18 protein-coding genes and 1 pseudogene are annotated in these 19,928 nt (G+C 73.4%); 13 read left to right on the top strand and 6 right to left on the bottom strand.

Annotated features, from left to right (window positions below):
* Positions 1 to 48: 48 nt before the first annotated feature.
* The gene (locus ACPXCB_RS22460) at positions 49 to 1,428 is read right to left on the bottom strand and encodes a glycosyl hydrolase family 18 protein (RefSeq protein ID WP_425877529.1); all 1,380 of its coding nucleotides are present in this window, start codon (positions 1,426 to 1,428) and stop codon (positions 49 to 51) included.
* A 223-nt stretch (positions 1,429 to 1,651) separates the two neighbouring features.
* Here ACPXCB_RS22460 and ACPXCB_RS22455 point away from each other — a divergent pair, with 223 nt between their 5' ends.
* From ACPXCB_RS22455 to ACPXCB_RS22445, 3 genes are all read left to right on the top strand, one after another.
* A complete protein-coding gene (locus ACPXCB_RS22455; protein WP_327028294.1) occupies positions 1,652 to 2,767 on the top strand; it encodes a M24 family metallopeptidase in 1,116 nt (371 codons plus the stop codon).
* Positions 2,764 to 3,906, top strand: coding sequence for an acyl-CoA dehydrogenase family protein (locus ACPXCB_RS22450; RefSeq protein ID WP_425877528.1), 1,143 nt, complete (start codon positions 2,764 to 2,766; stop codon positions 3,904 to 3,906). Before ACPXCB_RS22455 ends, ACPXCB_RS22450 begins: the two co-directional genes overlap by 4 nt.
* Before the next feature lie 82 nt (positions 3,907 to 3,988).
* The gene (locus ACPXCB_RS22445; protein WP_151456848.1) at positions 3,989 to 4,495 is read left to right on the top strand and encodes an Lrp/AsnC family transcriptional regulator; all 507 of its coding nucleotides are present in this window, start codon (positions 3,989 to 3,991) and stop codon (positions 4,493 to 4,495) included.
* On the opposite strand, the gene ACPXCB_RS22440 is transcribed toward ACPXCB_RS22445, so the two are convergent.
* Positions 4,425 to 5,036: a histidine phosphatase family protein gene (locus ACPXCB_RS22440; RefSeq protein WP_357579546.1), complete on the bottom strand. Its 612-nt coding sequence runs from the start codon at positions 5,034 to 5,036 to the stop codon at positions 4,425 to 4,427. The genes ACPXCB_RS22445 and ACPXCB_RS22440 overlap by 71 nt on opposite strands.
* 167 nt (positions 5,037 to 5,203) lie before the next feature.
* Between ACPXCB_RS22440 and ACPXCB_RS22435 the strand changes: the two genes are divergently transcribed.
* The gene (locus tag ACPXCB_RS22435) at positions 5,204 to 5,398 is read left to right on the top strand and encodes a CsbD family protein (RefSeq protein ID WP_425877527.1); all 195 of its coding nucleotides are present in this window, start codon (positions 5,204 to 5,206) and stop codon (positions 5,396 to 5,398) included.
* 123 nt (positions 5,399 to 5,521) lie between these two features.
* Here ACPXCB_RS22435 and ACPXCB_RS22430 read toward each other — a convergent pair whose 3' ends face one another.
* The gene (locus tag ACPXCB_RS22430) at positions 5,522 to 6,928 is read right to left on the bottom strand and encodes a KamA family radical SAM protein (protein WP_425877526.1); all 1,407 of its coding nucleotides are present in this window, start codon (positions 6,926 to 6,928) and stop codon (positions 5,522 to 5,524) included.
* A 154-nt stretch (positions 6,929 to 7,082) separates the two neighbouring features.
* Here ACPXCB_RS22430 and ACPXCB_RS22425 point away from each other — a divergent pair, with 154 nt between their 5' ends.
* From ACPXCB_RS22425 to ACPXCB_RS22385, 9 genes and pseudogenes are all read left to right on the top strand, one after another.
* Complete coding sequence (locus tag ACPXCB_RS22425) at positions 7,083 to 8,132, top strand: zinc-binding alcohol dehydrogenase (protein WP_425877557.1); 1,050 nt, start codon at positions 7,083 to 7,085, stop codon at positions 8,130 to 8,132.
* Positions 8,133 to 8,137: 5 nt separating this feature from the next.
* Positions 8,138 to 9,706 carry an amidohydrolase gene (locus ACPXCB_RS22420; RefSeq protein WP_425877525.1) on the top strand — a complete coding sequence of 523 codons (1,569 nt, stop codon included), beginning with the start codon at positions 8,138 to 8,140 and terminating at the stop codon, positions 9,704 to 9,706.
* 58 nt (positions 9,707 to 9,764) lie between these two features.
* Positions 9,765 to 11,348 carry a lysine 5,6-aminomutase subunit alpha gene (locus ACPXCB_RS22415; RefSeq protein WP_425877524.1) on the top strand — a complete coding sequence of 528 codons (1,584 nt, stop codon included), beginning with the start codon at positions 9,765 to 9,767 and terminating at the stop codon, positions 11,346 to 11,348.
* On the top strand, positions 11,345 to 12,121 hold the full coding sequence (locus ACPXCB_RS22410; protein WP_425877523.1) for an OAM dimerization domain-containing protein: 777 nt from the start codon (positions 11,345 to 11,347) through the stop codon (positions 12,119 to 12,121). The genes ACPXCB_RS22415 and ACPXCB_RS22410 overlap by 4 nt, the downstream gene beginning before the upstream one ends.
* Complete coding sequence (locus tag ACPXCB_RS22405) at positions 12,118 to 12,510, top strand: hotdog domain-containing protein (RefSeq protein WP_425877522.1); 393 nt, start codon at positions 12,118 to 12,120, stop codon at positions 12,508 to 12,510. The genes ACPXCB_RS22410 and ACPXCB_RS22405 overlap by 4 nt, the downstream gene beginning before the upstream one ends.
* Positions 12,507 to 13,844, top strand: coding sequence for a glutamate mutase L (locus ACPXCB_RS22400; RefSeq protein ID WP_425877521.1), 1,338 nt, complete (start codon positions 12,507 to 12,509; stop codon positions 13,842 to 13,844). The genes ACPXCB_RS22405 and ACPXCB_RS22400 overlap by 4 nt, the downstream gene beginning before the upstream one ends.
* 603 nt (positions 13,845 to 14,447) lie before the next feature.
* Positions 14,448 to 15,979, top strand: a pseudogene (lnt, locus tag ACPXCB_RS22395) (apolipoprotein N-acyltransferase); the annotation flags it as partial.
* Positions 15,980 to 15,987: 8 nt separating this feature from the next.
* On the top strand, positions 15,988 to 16,794 hold the full coding sequence (locus tag ACPXCB_RS22390) for a polyprenol monophosphomannose synthase (protein ID WP_425877520.1): 807 nt from the start codon (positions 15,988 to 15,990) through the stop codon (positions 16,792 to 16,794).
* An 85-nt stretch (positions 16,795 to 16,879) separates the two neighbouring features.
* Complete coding sequence (locus tag ACPXCB_RS22385; protein WP_425877519.1) at positions 16,880 to 17,398, top strand: FxsA family protein; 519 nt, start codon at positions 16,880 to 16,882, stop codon at positions 17,396 to 17,398.
* A 63-nt stretch (positions 17,399 to 17,461) separates the two neighbouring features.
* Here the strand turns inward: ACPXCB_RS22385 and ACPXCB_RS22380 are convergent, their stop codons facing one another.
* The 3 genes from ACPXCB_RS22380 to ACPXCB_RS22370 all read right to left on the bottom strand — a co-directional run bounded on the left by ACPXCB_RS22380 (position 17,462) and on the right by ACPXCB_RS22370 (position 19,784).
* Positions 17,462 to 17,803 (bottom strand): RNA polymerase-binding protein RbpA, encoded by a 342-nt coding sequence (locus tag ACPXCB_RS22380; protein WP_091636146.1) that lies wholly within the window; start codon positions 17,801 to 17,803, stop codon positions 17,462 to 17,464.
* A 235-nt stretch (positions 17,804 to 18,038) separates the two neighbouring features.
* A complete protein-coding gene (locus ACPXCB_RS22375) occupies positions 18,039 to 18,629 on the bottom strand; it encodes a pyridoxamine 5'-phosphate oxidase family protein (RefSeq protein WP_425877518.1) in 591 nt (196 codons plus the stop codon).
* A gap of 63 nt (positions 18,630 to 18,692) precedes the next feature.
* Positions 18,693 to 19,784 carry a winged helix DNA-binding domain-containing protein gene (locus tag ACPXCB_RS22370; protein WP_425877517.1) on the bottom strand — a complete coding sequence of 364 codons (1,092 nt, stop codon included), beginning with the start codon at positions 19,782 to 19,784 and terminating at the stop codon, positions 18,693 to 18,695.
* Positions 19,785 to 19,928 lie beyond the last annotated feature (144 nt).

The following is a 19,928-nucleotide window of genomic DNA, read 5'->3' as shown; positions in this document are numbered from 1 at the left end:
CGACGCGTGGGCCCCGCCCCGCCGAGGCGGTGACGGGGCCCGTGCCGCTCAGGCGGGCAGCCGCCAGACCTGGTTGGCGCCGCCGAAGCAGTCCCAGATCTGCAGCCGGGTGCCGTCGGCGGAGCTGTTGCCGGTGGCGTCGAGGCACCTGTTGGACGCCGGGTTGCGCAGCGTGCCGTTGGACTGGGCCTGCCAGACCTGCGCGCCGGTGCCGTTGCAGTCCCACAGCTGCACCTTGGCGCCGTTGGCGGTGGAGGCGCTGGTCACGTCGGCGCACTTGCCGAGGGCGCGCAGCGTGCCGTCGGTGCCCACCGTCCAGCTCTGGGCGTTGGTGCCGTTACACGCGTAGAGCTGCACGGCGGTGCCGTTGGCGGTGCCGGCGGCGGCCACGTCGACGCACTTGCCGCCGATGCCGGTGATCGGGCCGGTACGCCCGACGGGCGGCGGGGTGGTGCCGCCGGTGGCGGTGTCGTAGATGGCGCTGACCAGGGAGGTGGCGCCGGTGGTGTCCTGGCTCAGTTCCCAGTTCATCATGCCGCCGGCGTTGGCCATGGCCCACTGGGTCTTGCGCTTGACCGTCGGGATGCCGTTGTAGCACTGCTGGGTCCCGCCGACCGTGGTGCAGTCGCGGTTGGCGTTGGCCGGGTCCATGGCGACCAGTGCGACGTACGTGTGGTAGCCGGGTCGGCTGTAGAACGGCACGCCGAGTACCGCCTTGCGGGCGGGCAGGCCCCGGGACTTCCAGTAGTTGACGGCGTTGATCGACCAGTCGTAGTTGGCGTGCGGGCTGCCGCCGTCGTACGCCATGATGTTGAGCCAGTCCACGTGGCCGAACACGGCCGGCTGCACGCCCTCGGCGTACCAGCCCTCGGAGACGACGGCGGCGGTGAGCAGCTTGCCCCGGCTGTGCAGGGCGCCGGCCAGCTGCTGCATCAGCGCCGTGTAGTTGGTGGCCGAGGCGCCCGGGTCCGGGTACTCCCAGTCCATGTCGACGCCGTCGAGGTTGTACTGGTTGACGAAGTTGACGACGTTGTTGACGAACGTCGTGCGGCTGCCGGCGTTGGCGGCGAGCGCCTCGAAGGCGGAGTCGTCGCCGTTGTTCCAGCCGCCGATCGCGATCGACACCTTGACGTTGCTGGCGTGGCCGCGGGACACCAGCTGGGAGAGCTTGGCGGGGTTCTCCACCGGGCGGAGGCTGCCGTCGCCGTTGGGCAGCACGAACGCGTAGTTGACGTGGGTCAGCTTGGCGTACTGCACCGCGTTGACGTCGCCGGTCCAGGACGGCAGGTAGCCGACGCTGCGGAAGCCGTTGGGGAGCACGGCGGCCTGCGCGGGGGCGGGGGCCAGGGTGAGGGTGGTGGCGGCGGTGGCCAGGGTGAGCAGGCCGGCGGCGAGGGCCGACCTGAGGCGGGAGAGCGATGAGGGCATCGGGGGCCTTCCCGTGGGCGGGTCGTGGCGGCCGTGCCGCCCGCGTCGGCGGCGGGGCGCCGGGTGCGGGCGTACGGGTGGGGGACGGGGTGCACATCCTCGAGGCAGCCAAATCCTAAGGATTGTTAACTGTCGCGTCAACGATGATGTTCGATGGATACGGGCGCTGCCCACGACCTCGGGTGGGCTGGGTCCGGCCCCGAACGACCGTTAAGCTGAGCGCGTGGGATCCGACGAGCTGTATCCGCCACGGCGGCTGGACGATGCCCGGCGCGCCACCGCCGCCGCGGGCCTGGACGCGCTACTGCTGACCCCCGGCTCCGACCTGCGCTACCTGACCGGCTACGACGCCCACGAGGGGGAGCGGCTCACCTGCCTCGTGCTGCCCGCGCAGGGCGAGCCGACGCTGATCGTGCCCACCCTGGAACGGCCGGCCGCCGAGGCGTCCCCCGCCCCGGCCACCGGCGTACGCATCGTCGACCACGCCGACGGCACCGACCCGTACCCGCTGCTCGTCGCCGCGCTCGGCGGACCGGTGGCGACGGTCGGCCTGGCCGACCGGATGTGGGCCGAGCAGGTCCTGGCCCTGCGCGCGGCGCTGCCCGGCGCCACCCAGCGGCTGGCCTCCGAGGTGCTGTGCGAGATGCGCCTGCGCAAGTCCCCGGCCGAGGTCGCGGCGCTGGCCGAGGCGGGCGCGGCGATCGACGCCGTGCACGCGCGGATGGGCCAGTGGCTGCGGCCGGGACGCACCGAGGCGGAGGTGGGCGCCGACATCGCCGCGGCGATCCGGGCCACCGGCCACGTGAGCGTGGACTTCGTGATCGTCGCCGCCGGCCCGAACGCCGCCAGCCCGCACCACGGCACCTCCGACCGCCCCATCGGTGCCGGCGAGCCGGTCGTCGTGGACATCGGCGGGACGATGCCGTCGGGCTACCGCTCGGACTGCACCCGCACCTACGTCGCGGGCGCCCCGGCGCCGGCCGAGTTCGTCGACTACTACGCGGTCCTGCACGCCGCCCAGCGGGCCGCGGTGGCCGCGGTCCGCCCCGGGATCACCGCCGGGGACGTCGACGCGGCGGCCCGGGAGCCGATCGCGGCCGCCGGCTTCGGCGCGGCGTTCCTGCACCGGACCGGCCACGGCATCGGCCTGGACGGCCACGAGGAGCCCTACGTGGTGGCCGGCAACGCCCGCCCCCTGGAGCCGGGGATGGCGTTCTCCGTCGAACCGGGCATCTATCTGGCGGGCCGCCACGGCGCCCGCATCGAGGACATCGTCGTCTGCGCCACGGACGGCGTGCAACGGCTCAACACCACCCCCACGGAGCTCATCGCGCTATGACTGTCGACCGGATCCTCCCCACCGACGAGGCTCACGACCTGCTCGACCTCGCCACCGAACTCGCCGACCGGGAGCTCGCGCCGCGGGCCGCCGGGTTCGAGGAGCGCGCGGAGTTCCCTCGCGAGGTGCTGCGCACCCTCGGGCGGGCCGGCCTGCTCGGCCTGCCCTACGCCGAGGAGCACGGCGGCGCCGCCCAGCCCTACGAGGTCTACCTCCAGGTGCTGGAGATCCTGGCCAGCCGCTGGCTGGCGGTCGCCGAGGCGGTCAGCGTGCACACGCTGTCCTGCTACCCCCTGGCGCAGTTCGGGACGAACGAGCAGCGCAAGCTGCTGCCCGACATGATCGGCGGGGAGCTGCTCGGGGCGTACTGCCTGTCGGAGCCGCAGGGCGGGTCGGACGCCGCCGCGCTGACCACGAAGGCCGTGCGCGACGGCGACGACTACGTGGTCGACGGCACCAAGGCGTGGATCACCCACGCGCAGGTGGCGGACTTCTACAACATCTTCTGCCGCACCGGCGGGCCCGGCCCGAAGGGCATCTCCTGCCTGCTGGCCCACCGCGCGACGGCAGGCATCGCGCCGCAGGCGGCCGAGCGCACGATGGGGCTGCGCGCCTCCCCGGTGGCGCAGATCGCCTTCGACTCGGCCCGAGTGCCGGCCGAGCGGCTGATCGGCGGGGAGGGGGCGGGCTTCACCATCGCCATGTCCGCCCTCGACTCGGGACGCCTCGGCATCGCCGCCTGCGCGGTCGGGCTGGCCCAGGCGGCGCTGGACTACGCGGTCGGCTACGCCCGGGAGCGCCAGCAGTTCGGCAAGGCGATCATCGACTTCCAGGGACTGGGCTTCACGCTCGCCGACCTGGCCACCCAGATCTCCGCGGCCCGGGCGTTGATGCTGGCCGCGGCCCGGCTGCGCGATGCCGGCCGGCCGTACTCGATCGAGGCGGCGAAGGCGAAGCTCTTCGCCACCGACGTGGCGATGCGGGTGACCACCGACGCGGTGCAGGTGCTCGGCGGGGCCGGCTACGTGGCCGACCACCCGGTGGAGCGCTACATGCGCGAGGCCAAGGTGCTCCAGATCGTCGAGGGCACCAACCAGATCCAGCGGCTGGTCATCTCCCGGGCGCTGGCGAAGGGCTGACGGGCGTCGCCCCGCCGGCGCCGTGTCGCGCCGGCGGGCCGCCTCGTCGCCGCGACGCCGTTTTCCCGGTAGGTTGCACGCCGTGGAGGAGATCGACCGCGCCATCATCGCCGCGCTGACCGCTGACGGTCGGCTGTCGTACACCGATCTGGCGGAGCGGGTGGGCCTGTCGGTCTCCGCCGTGCACCAGCGGGTGCGCCGCCTGGAGCAGCGCGGCGTGATCAAGGGGTACGCCGCCCGGGTCTCCTTCGAGGCCCTGGACCTGCCGCTGACCGCGTTCGTGGCGATCCGGCCCTTCGACCCGTCGCAGCCCGACGACGCGCCGGAGCGGCTGGCCCACCTGCCCGAGATCGACTCGTGCTACTCGGTGGCGGGGGAGGACTTCTATCTCCTGCTGGTGCGCGTGGCCAGCCCGGCCGACCTGGAGCGGCTGCTCCAGGAGATCCGGACGGCGGCGAACGTGACCACCCGTACGACGGTGGTGCTGTCGACGCCGTACGAGAACCGGTCGCCGAAGATCAGTGCCGAGCCCCAGCTTCGGGTGCGCTCGCGGGGGTCGGGGGAACCGGCTGGTTCCAGCGCAGGATGACCCGCCGGCCGTGCTCGTGGCCGAGCACGCTGACCGTGGCGGTGTCCAGGCGCAGCAGCCCGCCGGCCGACGGGGGCAGGCCGACCCAGCGGGCGCCGAGCACGCGCAAGCTGTGGGCGTGCCCGACGAGGGCGACGGTGCCCCGGTCTAGCAGCGGATGGACCCGGGCGAGCACCCGGTCGAGGCGCTCGCCGACCTGGTTCGGGGACTCCCCACCGGGGCAGCCGTCGGCCCAGATGGACCAGTTCGGGTGGTCGTCGCGGATGTCGGCGGTGGTGCGCCCCTCGTACTCCCCGTAGTTCCACTCGGCCAGGTCGTCGAGCGTGCCGGTGACCGTGAGGCCGGCCAGGCGCGCGGTGTGCAGCGCTCGGGCGCGGGGGCTGGTCAGGACCGCGGCGCAGCGGCGGCCGGCGAGGAAGCGGCCGAGGGCGCGGGCCTGCCGCTCGCCGTCGGGGGTGAGCTGGAGGTCGGTGTACGAGGTGTGCCGGCGGCTGGCGCTCCAGGTGGTCTCGCCGTGCCGGATCAGCAGAAGCTCTCCCATCCGCCCAGTCAACCAGACGGCCTCTCCCCACCGTTCACCTAGTGTCCTAGGATGCCTTAGCGGGCGTGGCACCCGCCACGACGACAACACAGCGTTTCCGACGGCGTCATGAGGGCACCCGATCGGGCGAGGGCCGGGGGAGGCCCGGCCCGTGCTGAGGAGGCGACATGGGCTTCACCGGCAAGGCGAAGAACAAGGTCCAACAGGTGGCGGGTGCCGCCAGGAAACGACTCGGCGGCGCCACCCACAACGAGCGGATGCGCGGCGAGGGGGCCATGCAGCAGAGCGACGCGCGTGCCCGACAGGCCGGGGAGCATCTCACGGACGCCGGCCGGGACGTGAAGGACGCCTTCACCAGGTGACCCGAGTACGGCGGCGGCCCCGGCACACCCGCCGGGGCCGCCGGACCGGCGGTGCCGTCGTGGGCCGGAGACGCGTCACCCCCGGGCCGGTGGTCGGCTCCGGGGGTGACGGTGTGCTGGTGGTCAGTCGTTGCGGTGCTCAGCCCACCACTGCTGCCCGGTCTCGGGCAGGGTGTCGATCGGGTCGTAGTAGGCGTGGCGCTTGTTGAGCGCCTCGGCGTCGGCGGACTCGATGGAGGTGCGGTAGTTCTTCGTCCAGTACGAGATGCCGCGGTCGCGGTCGTACTCGGTGAGCATGTGCACCCAGCGCTTGCCGACGAAGGGCACGTCGCACACGATGCGCGGGGTGGCGTATCCGGGCAGGTAGCCCATGATGTCGTGCTGGAGCTGCTGGGCGTGCCAGACCGGGACCCGCCAGTGCTCGGCGTTGGGGATCATGTCGCACATGTAGAAGTAGTACGGCAGGATGCCCGCCTCGCCCTGGAGGGCGAAGCAGAGGTCGAGCAGGTCGGGGGCGGTGGCGTTGACGCCGCGCATGAGCACGCCCTGGTTGCGGACGTCGCGTACGCCGACGTCGAGGGCGGTCTGGGCGGCCCTGGCGACCAGCGGGGTGAGGGACTGGGCGTGGTTGACGTGGGTGTGGATGGCGAGGTTGACGCCGCGGCGGGCGGCGGTGCGGGCGACCCGTTCGAGGCCCTCGACGACGTCGGGCTGGAGCCAGTGCTGGGGCAGGCCCATGAGGGCCTTGGTGGCGAGCCGGATGTCGCGGATGGTCTCGATCTCCAGCAGCCGCATCAGGTAGGACTCGAGGTTCTTCCACGGGACGTTGGCCACGTCGCCGCCGGAGACGACGACGTCACGGACGCCGGGGTGGGCCTTGAGGTAGCCGATGTGGGCGTCGTAGCGGTCGACGGGCTTGAGGGTGAGCTTGAGCTTGTCGACGGCGGGGGTGGAGTTGCCGACGAGGTCCATGCGGGTGCAGTGCCCGCAGTACTGGGGGCAGGTGGAGAGCAGCTCGGCGAGGACCTTGGTGGGGTAGCGGTGGGTGAGGCCCTCGGCGACCCACATGTCGTGTTCGTGCAGGGAGTCGCGGCTGGCGTACGGGTGGGAGGGCCAGTCGGTGCGCCGGTCGGAGGCGACGGGGATCATGTAGCGCCGGACGGGGTCGGCGAGGAACGCCTCGGTGGTCATCGGCGCGAACGGGACCATGGTGTTGACCATCTGTGGCGGCACCAGCATGGACATGGTGGCCAGGGCCTTCTGGTCGGCCTCGAGGTCGGTGTAGAAGGTCTCGTCGACGGTGTCGCCGAGGACGGTGCGCAGCTGCTTGATGTTCTTGACGCAGTTGACGCGCTGCCACTGTGCGTTCTCCCACTGGTCGCGGGTGACGTGGCGCCAGCCGGGGAAGCGGGTCCAGTCGGGTTCGACGAGGGGTGCGCGGCGGTATTCGTAGGGCTGTCCGGCGGTGGGGACCGCGACCGGCGCGGGGCGGGTCGCAGGCGGGGTCTCTACCGGTTGGGTCTGGGTCACGGCCCCTCCTCGATGTGGTGCGGTTGATCAGCGACCCCGAAGGCTACTGGAAAATATTCGGTGAAGAAATTAGTCTGCCGTAAGTTTTCCCGCTACGCGAGCCCTGGTCGGGGCTTCGAGCGGCGTGACAGGGGAGGTCGGCGTGACGTCACCGGTGGGTCTGCACCGCGTTGTCGAACCGGCGGGGGTGCTGCCGCAGGCCGCGTGGCGGCTGGACGCGAGTCCGGAGATCGCGCCGAACGAGGTGCGGATCCGGGTGGAGCGGTTGAACCTGGACGCGGCGAGCTTCCGGCAGCTGTGGGAGAAGCACGGCGGGGACGGCGACGCGGTCCGCGCCGAGGTGCTGGAGATCGTGTCGACGCGCGGCAAGATGCAGAACCCGGTGACGGGGTCGGGCGGGATGCTGATCGGAACCGTGGAGGAGGCGGGGCGGCGGTCCCCGCTGGGGCTGCGGGCGGGGCAGCGGGTGGCGACCCTGGTGTCGCTGACGCTGACGCCGCTGACGATCCTCGACGGGCTGGCCCGCTGGGACGGGCGCAGCGAGCAGGTGCCGTGCGACGGGTACGCGATCCTGTTCGCCCGGTCGATCGCGGCGGTGCTGCCGGCGGATCTCGATCCGCAGCTGTCCCTGGCGGTGCTGGACGTGTGTGGGGCGCCGGCGCTGACAGCGCGGGTGGTGTCGCGGTACGTGGCGGAGCGGGAGCGGGCGGAGGACCCGACGCCGGTGCGGGTGGCGGTGATCGGTGGCGCGGGCAAGAGCGGCTCGCTGTCTCTGGCCGCGGCGCGGCGGGCGGGTGCCGCCCGTACGGTCGGGGTGGTGCCGGTCGTGGCGGAGCGTGACGCGCTGGCGGCGGTGGGTCTGGCGGACGTGGTGGCGTTGGCCGACGCCCGGGATCCGGTGGCGTTGTCGACGGCGGTGACGACGGCGTTGGGGGCGCCGGCGGACGTGACGGTGGTTTGCGTGGACGTGCCGGGGTGTGAGCACGGTGCGGTGCTGGCGACGGAGGACGGCGGCACGGTGGTGTTCTTCTCGATGGCGACGAGTTTCGCGGCGGCGGCGTTGGGGGCGGAGGGTCTGGCGGCGGACGTGACGATGCTGGTCGGCAACGGGTACGTGCCGGGGCATGCGGAGTTCGCGTTGGGTCTGTTGCGCTCGGAGTCGGGGGTGCGGGCGTTGTTCGAGGCGCGTCTGGCGGCAGACTGATGGTCATGACGAACCCCTCGACTCTGTACCGCGGCGGGACGCTGCACTGCCCGGCCGATCCGAGCGCGACGGCTCTGCTGGTCACCGATGGCCGGATCTCCTGGCTGGGGGTGGAGGCGGACGCGCCGGTCGCCGAGCGGGTGGTGGATCTGGACGGGGCGTTGGTGACGCCGGCGTTCGTGGACGCGCACGTGCACGCCACGGACACGGGGTTGGCGTTGTCGGGGCTGGATCTGTCGGCGGTGCGTTCGGCGGCGGAGTTGCTGGACGCGGTGGCGGGGTTCGCGGCGGGGTTGCCGTCGGACGCGGTGGTGCTGGGGCACGGCTGGGACGAGTCGAGTTGGCCGGTGCCGCGGTTGCCGGACGCGGCGATGTTGGACCGGGCGGCCGGGGGGCGGCGGCTGTATCTGTCGCAGGCGTCGATCCATTCGGCGTTGGTGTCGGCGGCGTTGCTGGCGGCGTGTCCGCAGGTGGTGTCGGCGGCGGGGTACGACGCGTCGGGGTGGTTGCGGCGGGACGCGCACCACGTGGTGCGGGCGGCGGCGTTCGCGTCGGTGACGCGGGCGCAGCGGGTGGCGGCGCAGCGGGCGGCGTTGGCGCACGCGGCGTCGCTGGGTATCGCGGCGGTGCACGAGTGCGGTGGCCCGGAGATCTCCGACGAGGAGGACTTCACGGGTCTGTTGGCGTTGTCGGGTGACGGCGTGGCGGAGGTGTACGGGTACTGGGGTGAGCTGTTGGGTGCGGCGCGGGCCCGGGAGTTGGGTGCGGTGGGGGCGGGGGGTGATCTGTTCGCCGATGGGGCGTTGGGGTCGCGTACGGCGCACGTGTCGCGTGACTACCTGGACGGTGAGGGGGGTTGCGGGCACGGTTACCTGAGTGCGGAGCAGGTGCGTGAGCATTTGTTGGACTGTGCGGCGCACGGTGTGCAGGGTGGGTTCCACGCGATCGGTGACGCGGCGATCTCGACGGTGTTGGAGGGTTTCGCGGGGGCGGCGGAGAAGTTGGGCACGGACCGGGTGCGGGCGGGTCGGCACCGCATCGAGCACGCGGAGGTCATGAACAAGCGGTTGATCGCCGGGTTCGTGGAGTACGGGATCGTGGCGAGCATGCAGCCGGCGTTCGACCGGTTGTGGGGTGGCGCGGGTCGGATGTACGAGTCGCGGCTGGGCCTGGAGCGGTCGTTGGAGTCGAATCCGATGGGTGCGATGCACGGTGTCGGGGTGGCGTTGGCGTTCGGGTCGGATTCGCCGGTGACGCCGCTGGATCCGTGGGGTTCGGTGCGGGCGGCGGTGTGGCACCACAGTCCGACGCAGCGGATGAGTGTGCGGTCGGCGTTCGCGGCGCACACCCGGGGCGGGTGGCGTGCGGTGCGGCTGGACAACGAGGGTGTGCTGGCGTTGGGGGCACCGGCGACGTTCGCGGTGTGGTCGACGCCGGCGGGGGTGGACCGGGGGTTGCCGGTGTTGTTGGCCGCGGACCCGGAGGCGCGTGGTCCGCAGGACCCGACGCCGCTGCCGGTGTGTCGGCGCACGGTGTTGCGCGGTGACGTGATCTACGAGGAAGGGTCTTCGTGAGCGAGCGAACCATCGGTACGGCGTGTGGCGCCGTCGCGGGGCAGGGTCGGGTGACGGTGTGACGGGCAAGCTTGATCTGGATCCGCGGCTGGTGGCGCGGGCGCGGGAGTTGGCGCGTCGTGCCGGGCAGCCGGTGGTGGATCTGGCGCGTAGCCACACGACGGTGTCGGTGGAGCGGGCGGTGTTGCGGCTGGCCGGGGTGGTCGGCGCGGATCCGGACGGTATTCCGTGGGTGAACCGGCTCGTGGACGCGGTGGTCGCGGACGTGGGGTTGGGGCATGGGGTGGCGTTGCCGGTGTTCGACGCGCTCGCCCGGGAGCAGCTTGGTGACGTGACGTTGCTGGCGCAGAAGGCGGCTGCCGGGTCGGTGCGGTTCGAGGTGCCGGCGGGGAAGGCGGCCACGGCGGCGCGGAAGGCGGCGCGGCGGGCGGTGGGTGCGGGCATCCGGGCGATCGACCGGCGGCGCGCGGAGCGCGACCGGTTGGTGAAGCGGTTCGGGGATCCGGCGCAGCGGCCGTGGATCTATCTGATCGTGGCGACGGGCGACATCTACGAGGACATTCCGCAGGCGCAGGCGGCGGCGCGGGCGGGTGCGGACGTGATCGCGGTGATCCGGTCGACGGGGCAGTCGTTGCTGGACTACGTGCCGGAGGGTGCGACGCGGGAGGGTTTCGCGGGCACGTACGCGACGCAGGAGAACTTCCGGTTGATGCGGGCGGCGTTGGACGAGTCGTCGAGGGAGTTGGGCCGCTACGTGCGGTTGACGAACTACGCGTCGGGTCTGTGCATGCCGGAGATGGCGACGTTGGCCGGCCTGGAGCGGCTGGACATGATGTTGAACGACTCGATGTACGGGATCCTGTTCCGGGACATCAACCCGATCCGCACGTTCGTGGACCAGCGGTTCTCGCGTCAGGTGCACGCGCGGGCGGGGATCATCATCAACACCGGTGAGGACAACTACCTGACCACGGCGGACGCGGTGGACGAGGCGCACACGGTGACGGTGTCGCAGCTGCTCAACGAGTTCTTCGCGCACGAGGCGGGGTTGGCGGACTGGCAGTTGGGGTTGGGGCACGCGTTCGAGATCAACCCGGATGTGCCGGAGTCGTTGCGGCTGGAGTTGGCGCACGCGTTGCTGGCGCGGGAGTTGTTCCCGGACGCGCCGTTGAAGTGGATGCCGCCGACGAAGCACATGACGGGTGACGTGTTCCGGGGGAACCTGCTGGACGGGTTCTTCAACCTGGTGGGCACGATGACCGGTCAGGGGATTCTGCTGGTGGGGATGATGACGGAGGCGGTGGTGACGCCGTGGTTGTCGGATCGGGACATCGCCCTGCAGAACGTGCGGTACGTGCTGGGTGCGGCCGGTGGGTTGCACGAGGACTTCGTGCCGGCGTCGGGCGGGTTCATCCAGCAGCGGGCGAACCGGGTGCTGGGTGAGGCGGTGGACCTGCTGGAGCGTATCGGTGAGCAGTCGCTGTTGACGGCGATCGCCGAGGGCACGTTCGGGATCATGAAGCGGCCGGCGGACCGGGGCAAGGGGCTGGCGGGGGTGGCCGCGCACGAGGCCGGCTACTTCAATCCGGCCACGGAGATCCTGGAGGCGCCGGTGGCGGGTGGAGAGGTGGCACGGGCGTGAGCGCCGTCGAGGCCGGCGGGGACGCCGGGAAGAAGATCGTCCGGCCGTACGGGGACACCACGGGCGACGGCATGGTGCAGGTGTCGTTCACGTTGCCGGTGCCGCACGACAAGCGGGCCGAGGGCGCGGCGGTGCAGCTGGCGAACAAGATGGGCATCGATCCGGCGATGCTGGTGCACGCCAAGCCGATGAGTGACGGGTTCACGTTCTTCGTGGTGTACGGGCGGGTGAACCATCTGGTGGACCTGTCGGCGGTGCAGGTGGTGGAGCGTGACTTCCCGCTGCTCAGCGCCAAGGAGGTCAACGCGGTGGTGAAGCGGCGGTTGCGGCGCAAGTTGTCGGTGGTGGGGGCGTGTATCGGCACGGACGCGCACACGGTCGGCATCGACGCGATCCTCAACGTCAAGGGCATCGCGGGGGAGAAGGGCCTGGAGTACTACCGGGAGTTGAAGGTCACGAACCTGGGTGCGCAGGTGAGCGTGCCGGAGTTGGTGGAGGCGGCGCGGGTGGAGCGCGCGGACGCGGTGCTGGTGTCGCAGGTGGTGACGCAGCGCGACGCGCATCTGCACAACACGCGGGAGATGTCGGCGGCGTTCCGGGAGGCGATGCCGGCGGGGCGCCGGCCGTTGCTGATCGTGGGTGGGCCGCGTTTCGACGAGTCGATGGCCGGCGAGTTGGGCGTGGATCGGATCTTCGGTCGGGGGACCACCCCGGGTGAGGTGGCGAGTTTCCTGGTGCACGCGTTGGTCACGGAGAAGAGGGCGAAGGCATGAGTGATTCCCGGGTGGGTCTGACGGTCGTGCACCGGCGGTACGTGCCGTATTCGCACGCCCACTACGCCGGCAACCTGGTCGACGGGGCGTACGCGCTGGGGTTGTTCGGGGACGTGGCCACGGAGGTGTGTATCCGCACCGACGGTGACGAGGGGTTGTTCGCGTCGTACTCGGACGTGCAGTTCCGGGCGGCGATGAGGGCGGGTGACGTGTTGGAGGTGACGGCGACGGTGACCCGGGTGGGTACGCGTAGCCGCACGATCGACTTCGTCGTGGCCGTGGTGTGCCGGGGGCGCCCGGATCGGGGTGAGTCGGCGGCGGAGGTGCTCGACGAGCCGATCGTGGCGGTCACCGCGACCGGCACGGTGGTCGTGCCGCCGGTGGCGTGAGGTACGCGGTCTGCGCCGACGTCGGGTCCACGTACACGAAGGTGGCGGTGGTGGACCTGGCCGCGGGCGCGTTGGTGGCGGGGGCGTCGGCGCCGACGACGGTGGGCACGGACGTGCTGCACGGCCTGGACGCGGCGGTGGCGGCGGCCACCGCCGGCCTGGCGGTGGGTGAGGTGCCGTGGTACGTGTGTTCGTCGGCCGGTGGTGGGTTGCGGTTGGCGGTCGTCGGCTACGAGCGTCTGGTGACCGCGCAGGCGGGCCGGCGGGTGGGTCTGTCGGCGGGCGCGAACGTGGTGCACGTGGCGGCGGGTCGGCTCGGTGCGGCGGACCTGACCGGGTTGCGGGCGGCCCGCCCGGACGTGGTGCTGCTGGTGGGTGGCACCGACGGTGGTGACGCCGAGACGTTGACGCACAACGCGACGCGGCTGGCGAGGGCCCGCTGGCGGGTGCCGGTGGTGTTGGCCGGCAACGCCGACGTCCGCGACGACCTGCACGCCGTGCTGGCGTCGGCGGGGGTGCCGGTGACGGTGGCCGACAACGTGCTGCCGCGCATCGGGGTGCTGGCGCCGGCGTCGGCGCGTTCGGCGATCCGGGAGGTGTTCCTGCGGCACGTGATCGGCGGGAAGCGGCTGTCGCGGGGGTCGCGGTTCGCGCGGCTGGTGCGGGCGGCCACCCCCGACGCGGTGCTGACCGGAGTGGAGGTGCTGGCCGACACCCTGGGTGGTGATCTGGTGGTGGTGGACGTGGGTGGCGCCACCACGGACGTGTATTCGGTGCTCACGCCGGACGAGCGGGCCACCGGGCCGGGGCGGGAGGTGGCGGGGTCGCTGTGGCGGGCCCGCACGGTCGAGGGGGACCTGGGCATGCGGTGGAGCGCGCCGGGGGTGGTGCGGGCGGCCGTCGAGGAGCGGCTGCTGACCGACGCGCAGGGCGACGACCTGGCGGCGGGGGCGGCGGTGCGCGCGGCTGATCCGGGGTTCCTGCCGGTGGGCGACGCGCAGCGTGCGGTGGACGCCCGGATCGCGGCCCTGGCGGCGACGGTGGCGTTGCGTCGGCACGCCCGGGGGGCGGCCACGGGTGAGCGGGCCGGGCGGGACCTGCGCGACGTGCGGCTGCTGGTGGGTTCCGGTGGGGTGCTGCGGCACGCCGCGTCGGCGGATGCGGCGGGTGTGCTGGGTGCGGTGCTGGCCGACCATGCCGGTGGGTGGCCGTTGCCGCGTGCGGCGCGGCCGGTCGTCGACGTCGACTACGTGCTGGCCGCCGGTGGGCTGCTGGCCGCCGAGCATCCGGCGGCGGCGGGGGCGTTGCTGCGCCGGCACCTCGCGACGGATTGAGACTCGCCGACGCGACACGCCGTGGTGCATCACACGACAGGCCCGGGTGGGTTGACAGCGGCGGGGGTCCACGCCGTACCGTCTTTGAGTCCTACTACGGGAAGCGGCTGTTGTTCGCTTCGTCCCTTCGTCCGCTGGCCGAGCGACATGTGAGCAGTGCGTCGCGGCGGCCAGGTCCAGCGGGCGGGGGTCGGCGGGGCGGCGCGAACCGGCCGCGGTTACCGGTGTACGGGCAGGGTGAGGTGCACGGCCAGTAGACAACGGCCAGGCGGGGGCAGCCAGTCCGCGTCGGGTCGGTCCGAAGGTCGGCGCAGCTCATTCTCGCCCCACCGGCCGGGAAGGGCCTGGGAGCATCGGGGCGCGGCGTGAGCCGCGCCCCGATTTGTGTTTGCGCCCCTGTGGGGGAGGAATCGCCCTTACGCGCCGCGACGGGGCGTCGGGTGCCGCGCCGGGCGGGGCGGGAACTCGTGGGCGGGTAGCCTTCGGCCCGTGATCGTGGGCAACGTGCCGGCGCCGGCCGGGGACAGCAGCCAGCCGGGCGCCGTGGGGGCGGGGACGCCCGGGGTGGCGCGGCGCGCGCTGCCGCTGCGGGTGGCCGTGCCGATGGCGGTGGTCGCCGGGTTGGCGTTGCTGGCGGCGTTCCCGCCGTACGGGCTGTGGCCGCTCGCGCCGCTGGGCGTGGCGTTGCTGGCGGCGGCGACGCACGGGCGTCGGGTACGCGCCGGCGCGGGGCTGGGTTTCCTGACCGGGGTGGCGTTGTTCGCGCCGCTGCTGAGCTGGACGAACCTGCACACCGGCTACCTGCCGTGGGTGTTGCTGTCGCTGTTGCAGGCCGGCTACCTGGCGCTGCTGGGCGCGGGGGGCGCGTACGTGTCGCCGCTGGTCGAGCGGGTGCGGTGGAGTTGGCCGTTGGTGACCGGTGTGTTGTGGGTGGGGCAGGAGGCGCTGCGCGACCGCACCCCGTTCGGCGGGTTCCCGTGGGGGCGGCTGGCGTTCAGTCAGGACGGCTCGCCGCTGCTGCGGCTGGCCGCGTGGGGTGGCGCGCCGCTGGTGACGTTCGCGGTGGCGCTGACGGGCGGGCTGCTGGTTGCGGCGCTGTGGCGGCCGTGGGGCGGGCGGCGGCGCTGGTGGGTGCCGGTGGCCGGGTTGGCCGCCGCGTCGGTCGCGGTGCCGGTGGTGGGGCTGCTGGTGCCGGTGTCGGGTGCGGGGGGCGGCGCCGCGGTGACGGTGGCGATCGTGCAGGGCAACGTGCCGCGGCTCGGGCTGGACTTCAACGCCCAGCGGCAGGCGGTGCTGAACAACCACGTCGACGCCACGATCGAGCTGGCCGGGCAGGTGTCCGCGGGCGTGCGGCCCCGCCCCGACCTGGTGGTGTGGCCGGAGAACTCCAGCGACATCGACCCGCTGCGCGACACCGACGCGGGGGCGCGCATCTCGCAGGCCGCCGATGCGGTCGGCGCCCCGATCCTGGTCGGTGCGGTGCTGCGCGGCCCCGGGGAGGGGCAGGTGCGCAACGCGGGGATCCTGTGGCGGCCCGGCAGCGGCCCGGACCTGGCGCAGCTGTACACGAAGCGGCACCCGGTGCCGTTCGCCGAGTACGTGCCGATGCGTGATCTCGCGCGGATGGTCAGCGAGCAGGTCGACCGGGTACGCGCCGACTTCGTGCCGGGCAGCGAGCCGGGGGTGCTGCGGACCGGGGCGGCGGTCCTCGGCGACGTGATCTGCTTCGAGGTCGCCTACGACGAGGTGGTGCGTGACACCGTCGTCGGCGGGGCGCAGCTGCTGGTGGTGCAGACCAACAACGCCACGTTCGACGTGGCCGAGGCGCGCCAGCAGTTGGCGATGGTGCGGCTGCGGGCGGTCGAGCACGGCCGGCCGGCGTTGATGGCATCCACGGTCGGGGTGTCCGGGTTCGTTGCCCCGGACGGGCGGGTAAGCGACGCCACCGGGTTCAACACCCGAGCGGTCGTGGTGCGGCAGCTGCGGCTGGACGACGGGCGCACCCTGGCCACCCGGGTCGGGTTGTGGCCGGAGGTGGCGCTGGCCACCCTGGCCGTGGCGGCCCTGGTCGGCGCGGGCGTGCTGCGCCGCCGGCTGCGCGCCGGGTGACATCAGCCGGTACGCCGGCGGAGGGGGAGCGACGGTGGGCGAGACGACCGGCACCCGGGCGGACACCGGTCATCCGGGGGTGGGTCGGGTGCTCGTGGTGATCCCGACCTACAACGAGGCCGACAACGTGGCGCGGATCGTGGCGCGGGTGCGTCGTGCCGCGCCGGCGGTGGAGATCCTGGTCGCCGACGACGGCAGCCCCGACGGCACCGGTGCGCTCGCCGACGCCCTGGCCGGCGCCGACCGCCGGGTGCACGTGCTGCACCGCGAGGGCAAGCAGGGTCTCGGCGCGGCCTACCTGGCGGGGTTCGCGTGGGCCCGCGAGCGTGGCTTCGACGCGGTGGTGGAGATGGACGCCGACGGTTCGCACGCCCCGGAGGACCTGCCCGCGTTGTTGTCCGCCGCCCGCGACGCCGACGTGGTGATCGGTTCCCGGTGGACCGCCGGGGCGCGGGTGGTGAACTGGCCGCTGCGGCGGCTGCTGTTGTCGCGCTGCGGCAACCTGTACGCGCGGCTGGTGCTGGGCATGCCGCTGTCCGACGCCACCGGCGGCTACCGGGTGTACCGGCTGGCGGCCCTGGACGAGTTCGACCTGGCGTCGGTCTGTTCGCAGGGGTACTCGTTCCAGGTGGAGTTGTCCCGGCTGGCGCACCGGTCCGGGGCGCGCATCGTGGAGGTGCCGATCACGTTCGCCGAGCGGGAGCGCGGCAGCAGCAAGATGAGTCCGCTGATCGTGGCGGAGGCGTTGTGGCGGATCACGGCGTGGGGGGTGCAGGACCGGCGGCTGGCGGTGCGGCGGGGCCTGCACGGCACCCCCACCGGTCAGGTGCGGTGGCCCTGAGCGGCGGCGTGTCATGCTGGATGGGGTGCCGGCGCCCGCGCGGGGTGGCCCCGCCGCAGGCGCCGCTGATGGCGAATGGGGTGAGATGCGCCGAGGACTGAGGTTTGTGCCGTTGGCCCTGTTGGCGGCGACGCTGCTGGAGCTGGTGGTGTTCGTTCTGGTGGGGCGGGCGATCGGGTTCGGCTCGGCGCTGCTGGTGGTGTTCGCGGTGTCGCTGCTGGGGCTGGTGCTGCTGCGTCGGGAGGGGATGCGCGCCTGGCGTGGCTTCAAGGCCTCCGCGCAGGCCGGTCAGCCGCCGGGCCGGCAGGTCACCGACGGTCTGGTGGGGCTGCTCGGGGCGCTGCTGCTGGCGATGCCGGGCCTGCTCAGTGGCCTGGTGGGGGTGTCGTTGCTGGTGCCGCCGGTGCGTCGGCTGGCCCGCAACGGGGTGCAGCGGGCCGCGGAGCGGCGGGTGTCGTCGATGGTCGCCGGTGACCTGTTCGGGCCGCGCCGGGTGCGGGTGCGCCGGGGTGCGCCGCAGCCGCAGCAGCCCGTTGCCGAGCCCACCGTCGTCGACGCAGGTCGCGCCATCGAGGGGGAGATCGTCGAGCCTGGCCGGAGCTGACCCGGACACGACGGCGCCCCGGGAGCGGATGCTCCCGGGGCGCCGTGGCGTCGACGGTGCGGCTCAGGCGCGGCCGCGGCGGGTGCGGACCTCCTGCAGCCGCTCGGCGAGGATGTCCTCCAGTTCGGCGATGGAACGCCGCTCCAGCAGCATGTCCCAGTGGGTGCGCGGCGGCTTGGCCTTCTTCTGCTCCGGCTCGTTGCCGTCGACCAGCCGGGCCACGCTGCCGTCGAACTTGCATTCCCAGGTCATGGGGACCTCGGCGTCGACGGCGAACGGAACCTCGAACTGGTGGCCCTTGGCGCAGAGGTACTCGCGGGTCTGACGCGGCGCGAGCTCCGTGTTGCGGTCGGATTCGTAGCTGACCGCGCCCAGACGGCTGCCCCGCAGCATACGCTCGCCCATGATCGACTTCCCCTCGTTCGTGGTGCTGGTCTTCTCGGTGTAACGGTCCGTTCCCGCCGGGCCATTCCCGCCCGGACGCCGGGCGAGCCTGCACAAGGGTAGCCGGCCACGCCAGCCGCCCGGCGGGGTCGCCCCGGGCCGGGTCGGGCGGGTGGAGGGTTTCCGCTGTGCCACCGGCGATGGTAGCCGCCCCGAAGCGGCGCAGGCCGCGCCGGCCGGTGACGCGCCGGCCGGCTCAGGTCGCCGGGGTCGGTGGCAGCGGCAGCGGCAGGCCCGGCAGCCCGTCGATGCTGCTGGCCACATGGTCCTTGCCGGCGAAGTAGTCGCTCAGCGACGCGTCGTCCTCCCGGGCGAACCGCCGGCTGTGCAGGTCGCGGTCGGCGTCGTAGGACATGAACGGCACCGCGTAGCCGCAGGTGTCGCGGATCAGTTCGGCGCGCACGACGATGATCGCCCGCAGGCCGTGGACGCTGGTGTCGATGTCCGGGAAGTGGCCCATCAGCTCCGCCCAGCGGGGGTCGTCGCGAAACACCGGCTCGCCGCGCCCGTGCACCCGCACGATGTTCGGCGGCCCGTCGAACGCGCACCACATGAGCGTGATCCGCCCGTTCTCCCGCAGGTGCGCGATCGTCTCGGCGTTGCTGCCGGCGAAGTCCAGGTACGCCACGGTGTGCGCGTCGACGACCGCCCACGAGCCACGCAGCCCCTTCGGGGACAGGTTGATGGTGCCGTCGCCCGACAGCGGCGCCGTGGCGGTGAAGAACAGCGGCTGGTCCTCGATGAAGCTGCGCAGCCGGCCCTCGATGCGCTCGGATGTCTTTCCCACCCCGGCATCATGGCCCGGCGGCGGGCCGCCCCGCTGCCCCGGGTCCGCTCGCGGGTGTGGTGCTCAGGGCGCGTCCGCGGCGACGCGTACGCGGTCGCTGTCGCAGAGCAACGACGCCACCGCCTGACCCTCCTCGGCCACGGCGGCGCGCTCGGCCCGGGAGAGGCGGCGCAGCGGGGCGACGGTCACGGTGTCGGCCGCGACGCTCCAGGTCGCGGCGACCCGACCGTCGACCAGGACGACGCGCTCGCCGGCGACCGACAGGCCACGGTGGGCGTCGTCGACGATGCGGCTGCGGTCGTCGTAGCCGAGCAGCGCGTTGTCGAACGCCGGCAGGAACCGCACCGGCGCGGGCGTGTCGGCGTCGGGGCGCGGCGCGTCGGGCAGGTCCCACAGCCGCCGCCCGCGCTCGTCGCGCAGGACGACCAGCTCCTCGCGGACCGCGGTCACCGCGGCCGGCAGGCCGGCGAGGCCACACCAGGCGCGCAGGTCGGCCGTCGAGGCCGGACCGAAAGCGGCCAGGTAGCGCCGCACGAGCGCCTCGCCGACCGGGTCGCCCCCGGGCGGGGCCGGCGGGTCGATCTCGCGGCCCAGCCAGGAGGAGAGCAGCACGTTGCGTACGCCCGCCGTCGTGCGCCACAGCCCGCGCGGCGGCAGCTGCACCACCGGGACGAGGGCGAGCAGCATCTCGCCCAGCGCCCTCGGTCCCGGTGCCGGCCACCGGTCGGCGAGCGCCCGCGCCAGCCCGGTCATCGAGCGGGGCTCGCCGTCGGCCAGCACCTCCCGGCCCGCCGTGGCGAGCTCGTCGAGGTCCACGCCGGCGAGTTCGCGGCGGTAGACCCCGAGTACCCGCTGGCGCAGCATGCCGGCGTGGCGGGCCCGCCACGCCAGTGCGTCGTCGGCGGTGACGAGGTGCACGGTGCGGCGCATGAGGTGCATCCGCACCACGCGCCGGCCGGTCAGCAGGTCCGACAGTGCCGCCGGGTCGAACCCGCGCACCCGGGACCAGAGCCCGACGAACGGCTCCTGTGGTTCCTGCGCCTGCAGGCCGCACAGGTGCGCGACGGCGTCGAGGACCGGCACGTCGGCGCGGTCGAGCAGCAGCTGCCGGGCCAGCGTGGCGCGGTTGAGCGCCCGGGTGTCGAGAACGGTCATCGGTGCACGTCTTCCCTGCGGATCGACGGGGCACGGGGCGGGGTCGGGCGGGGGCCCGCCCCGGGGCGGCCCCGCGGCCCCCCCCGGCCCCCCCCCCGGGGGACCGCGGCCCCCCCCCCCAAGGGCCCCCCCCCCCCCCCCCGG

It is taken from the genome of Micromonospora sp. DT62, from assembly GCF_049847285.1.
In the GTDB taxonomy this organism is placed as follows: Bacteria; Actinomycetota; Actinomycetes; order Mycobacteriales; family Micromonosporaceae; genus Micromonospora; species Micromonospora reichwaldensis.
Note: the sequence above shows the minus strand (reverse complement) of the source record. Positions and strands in the feature narration are given on the sequence as shown.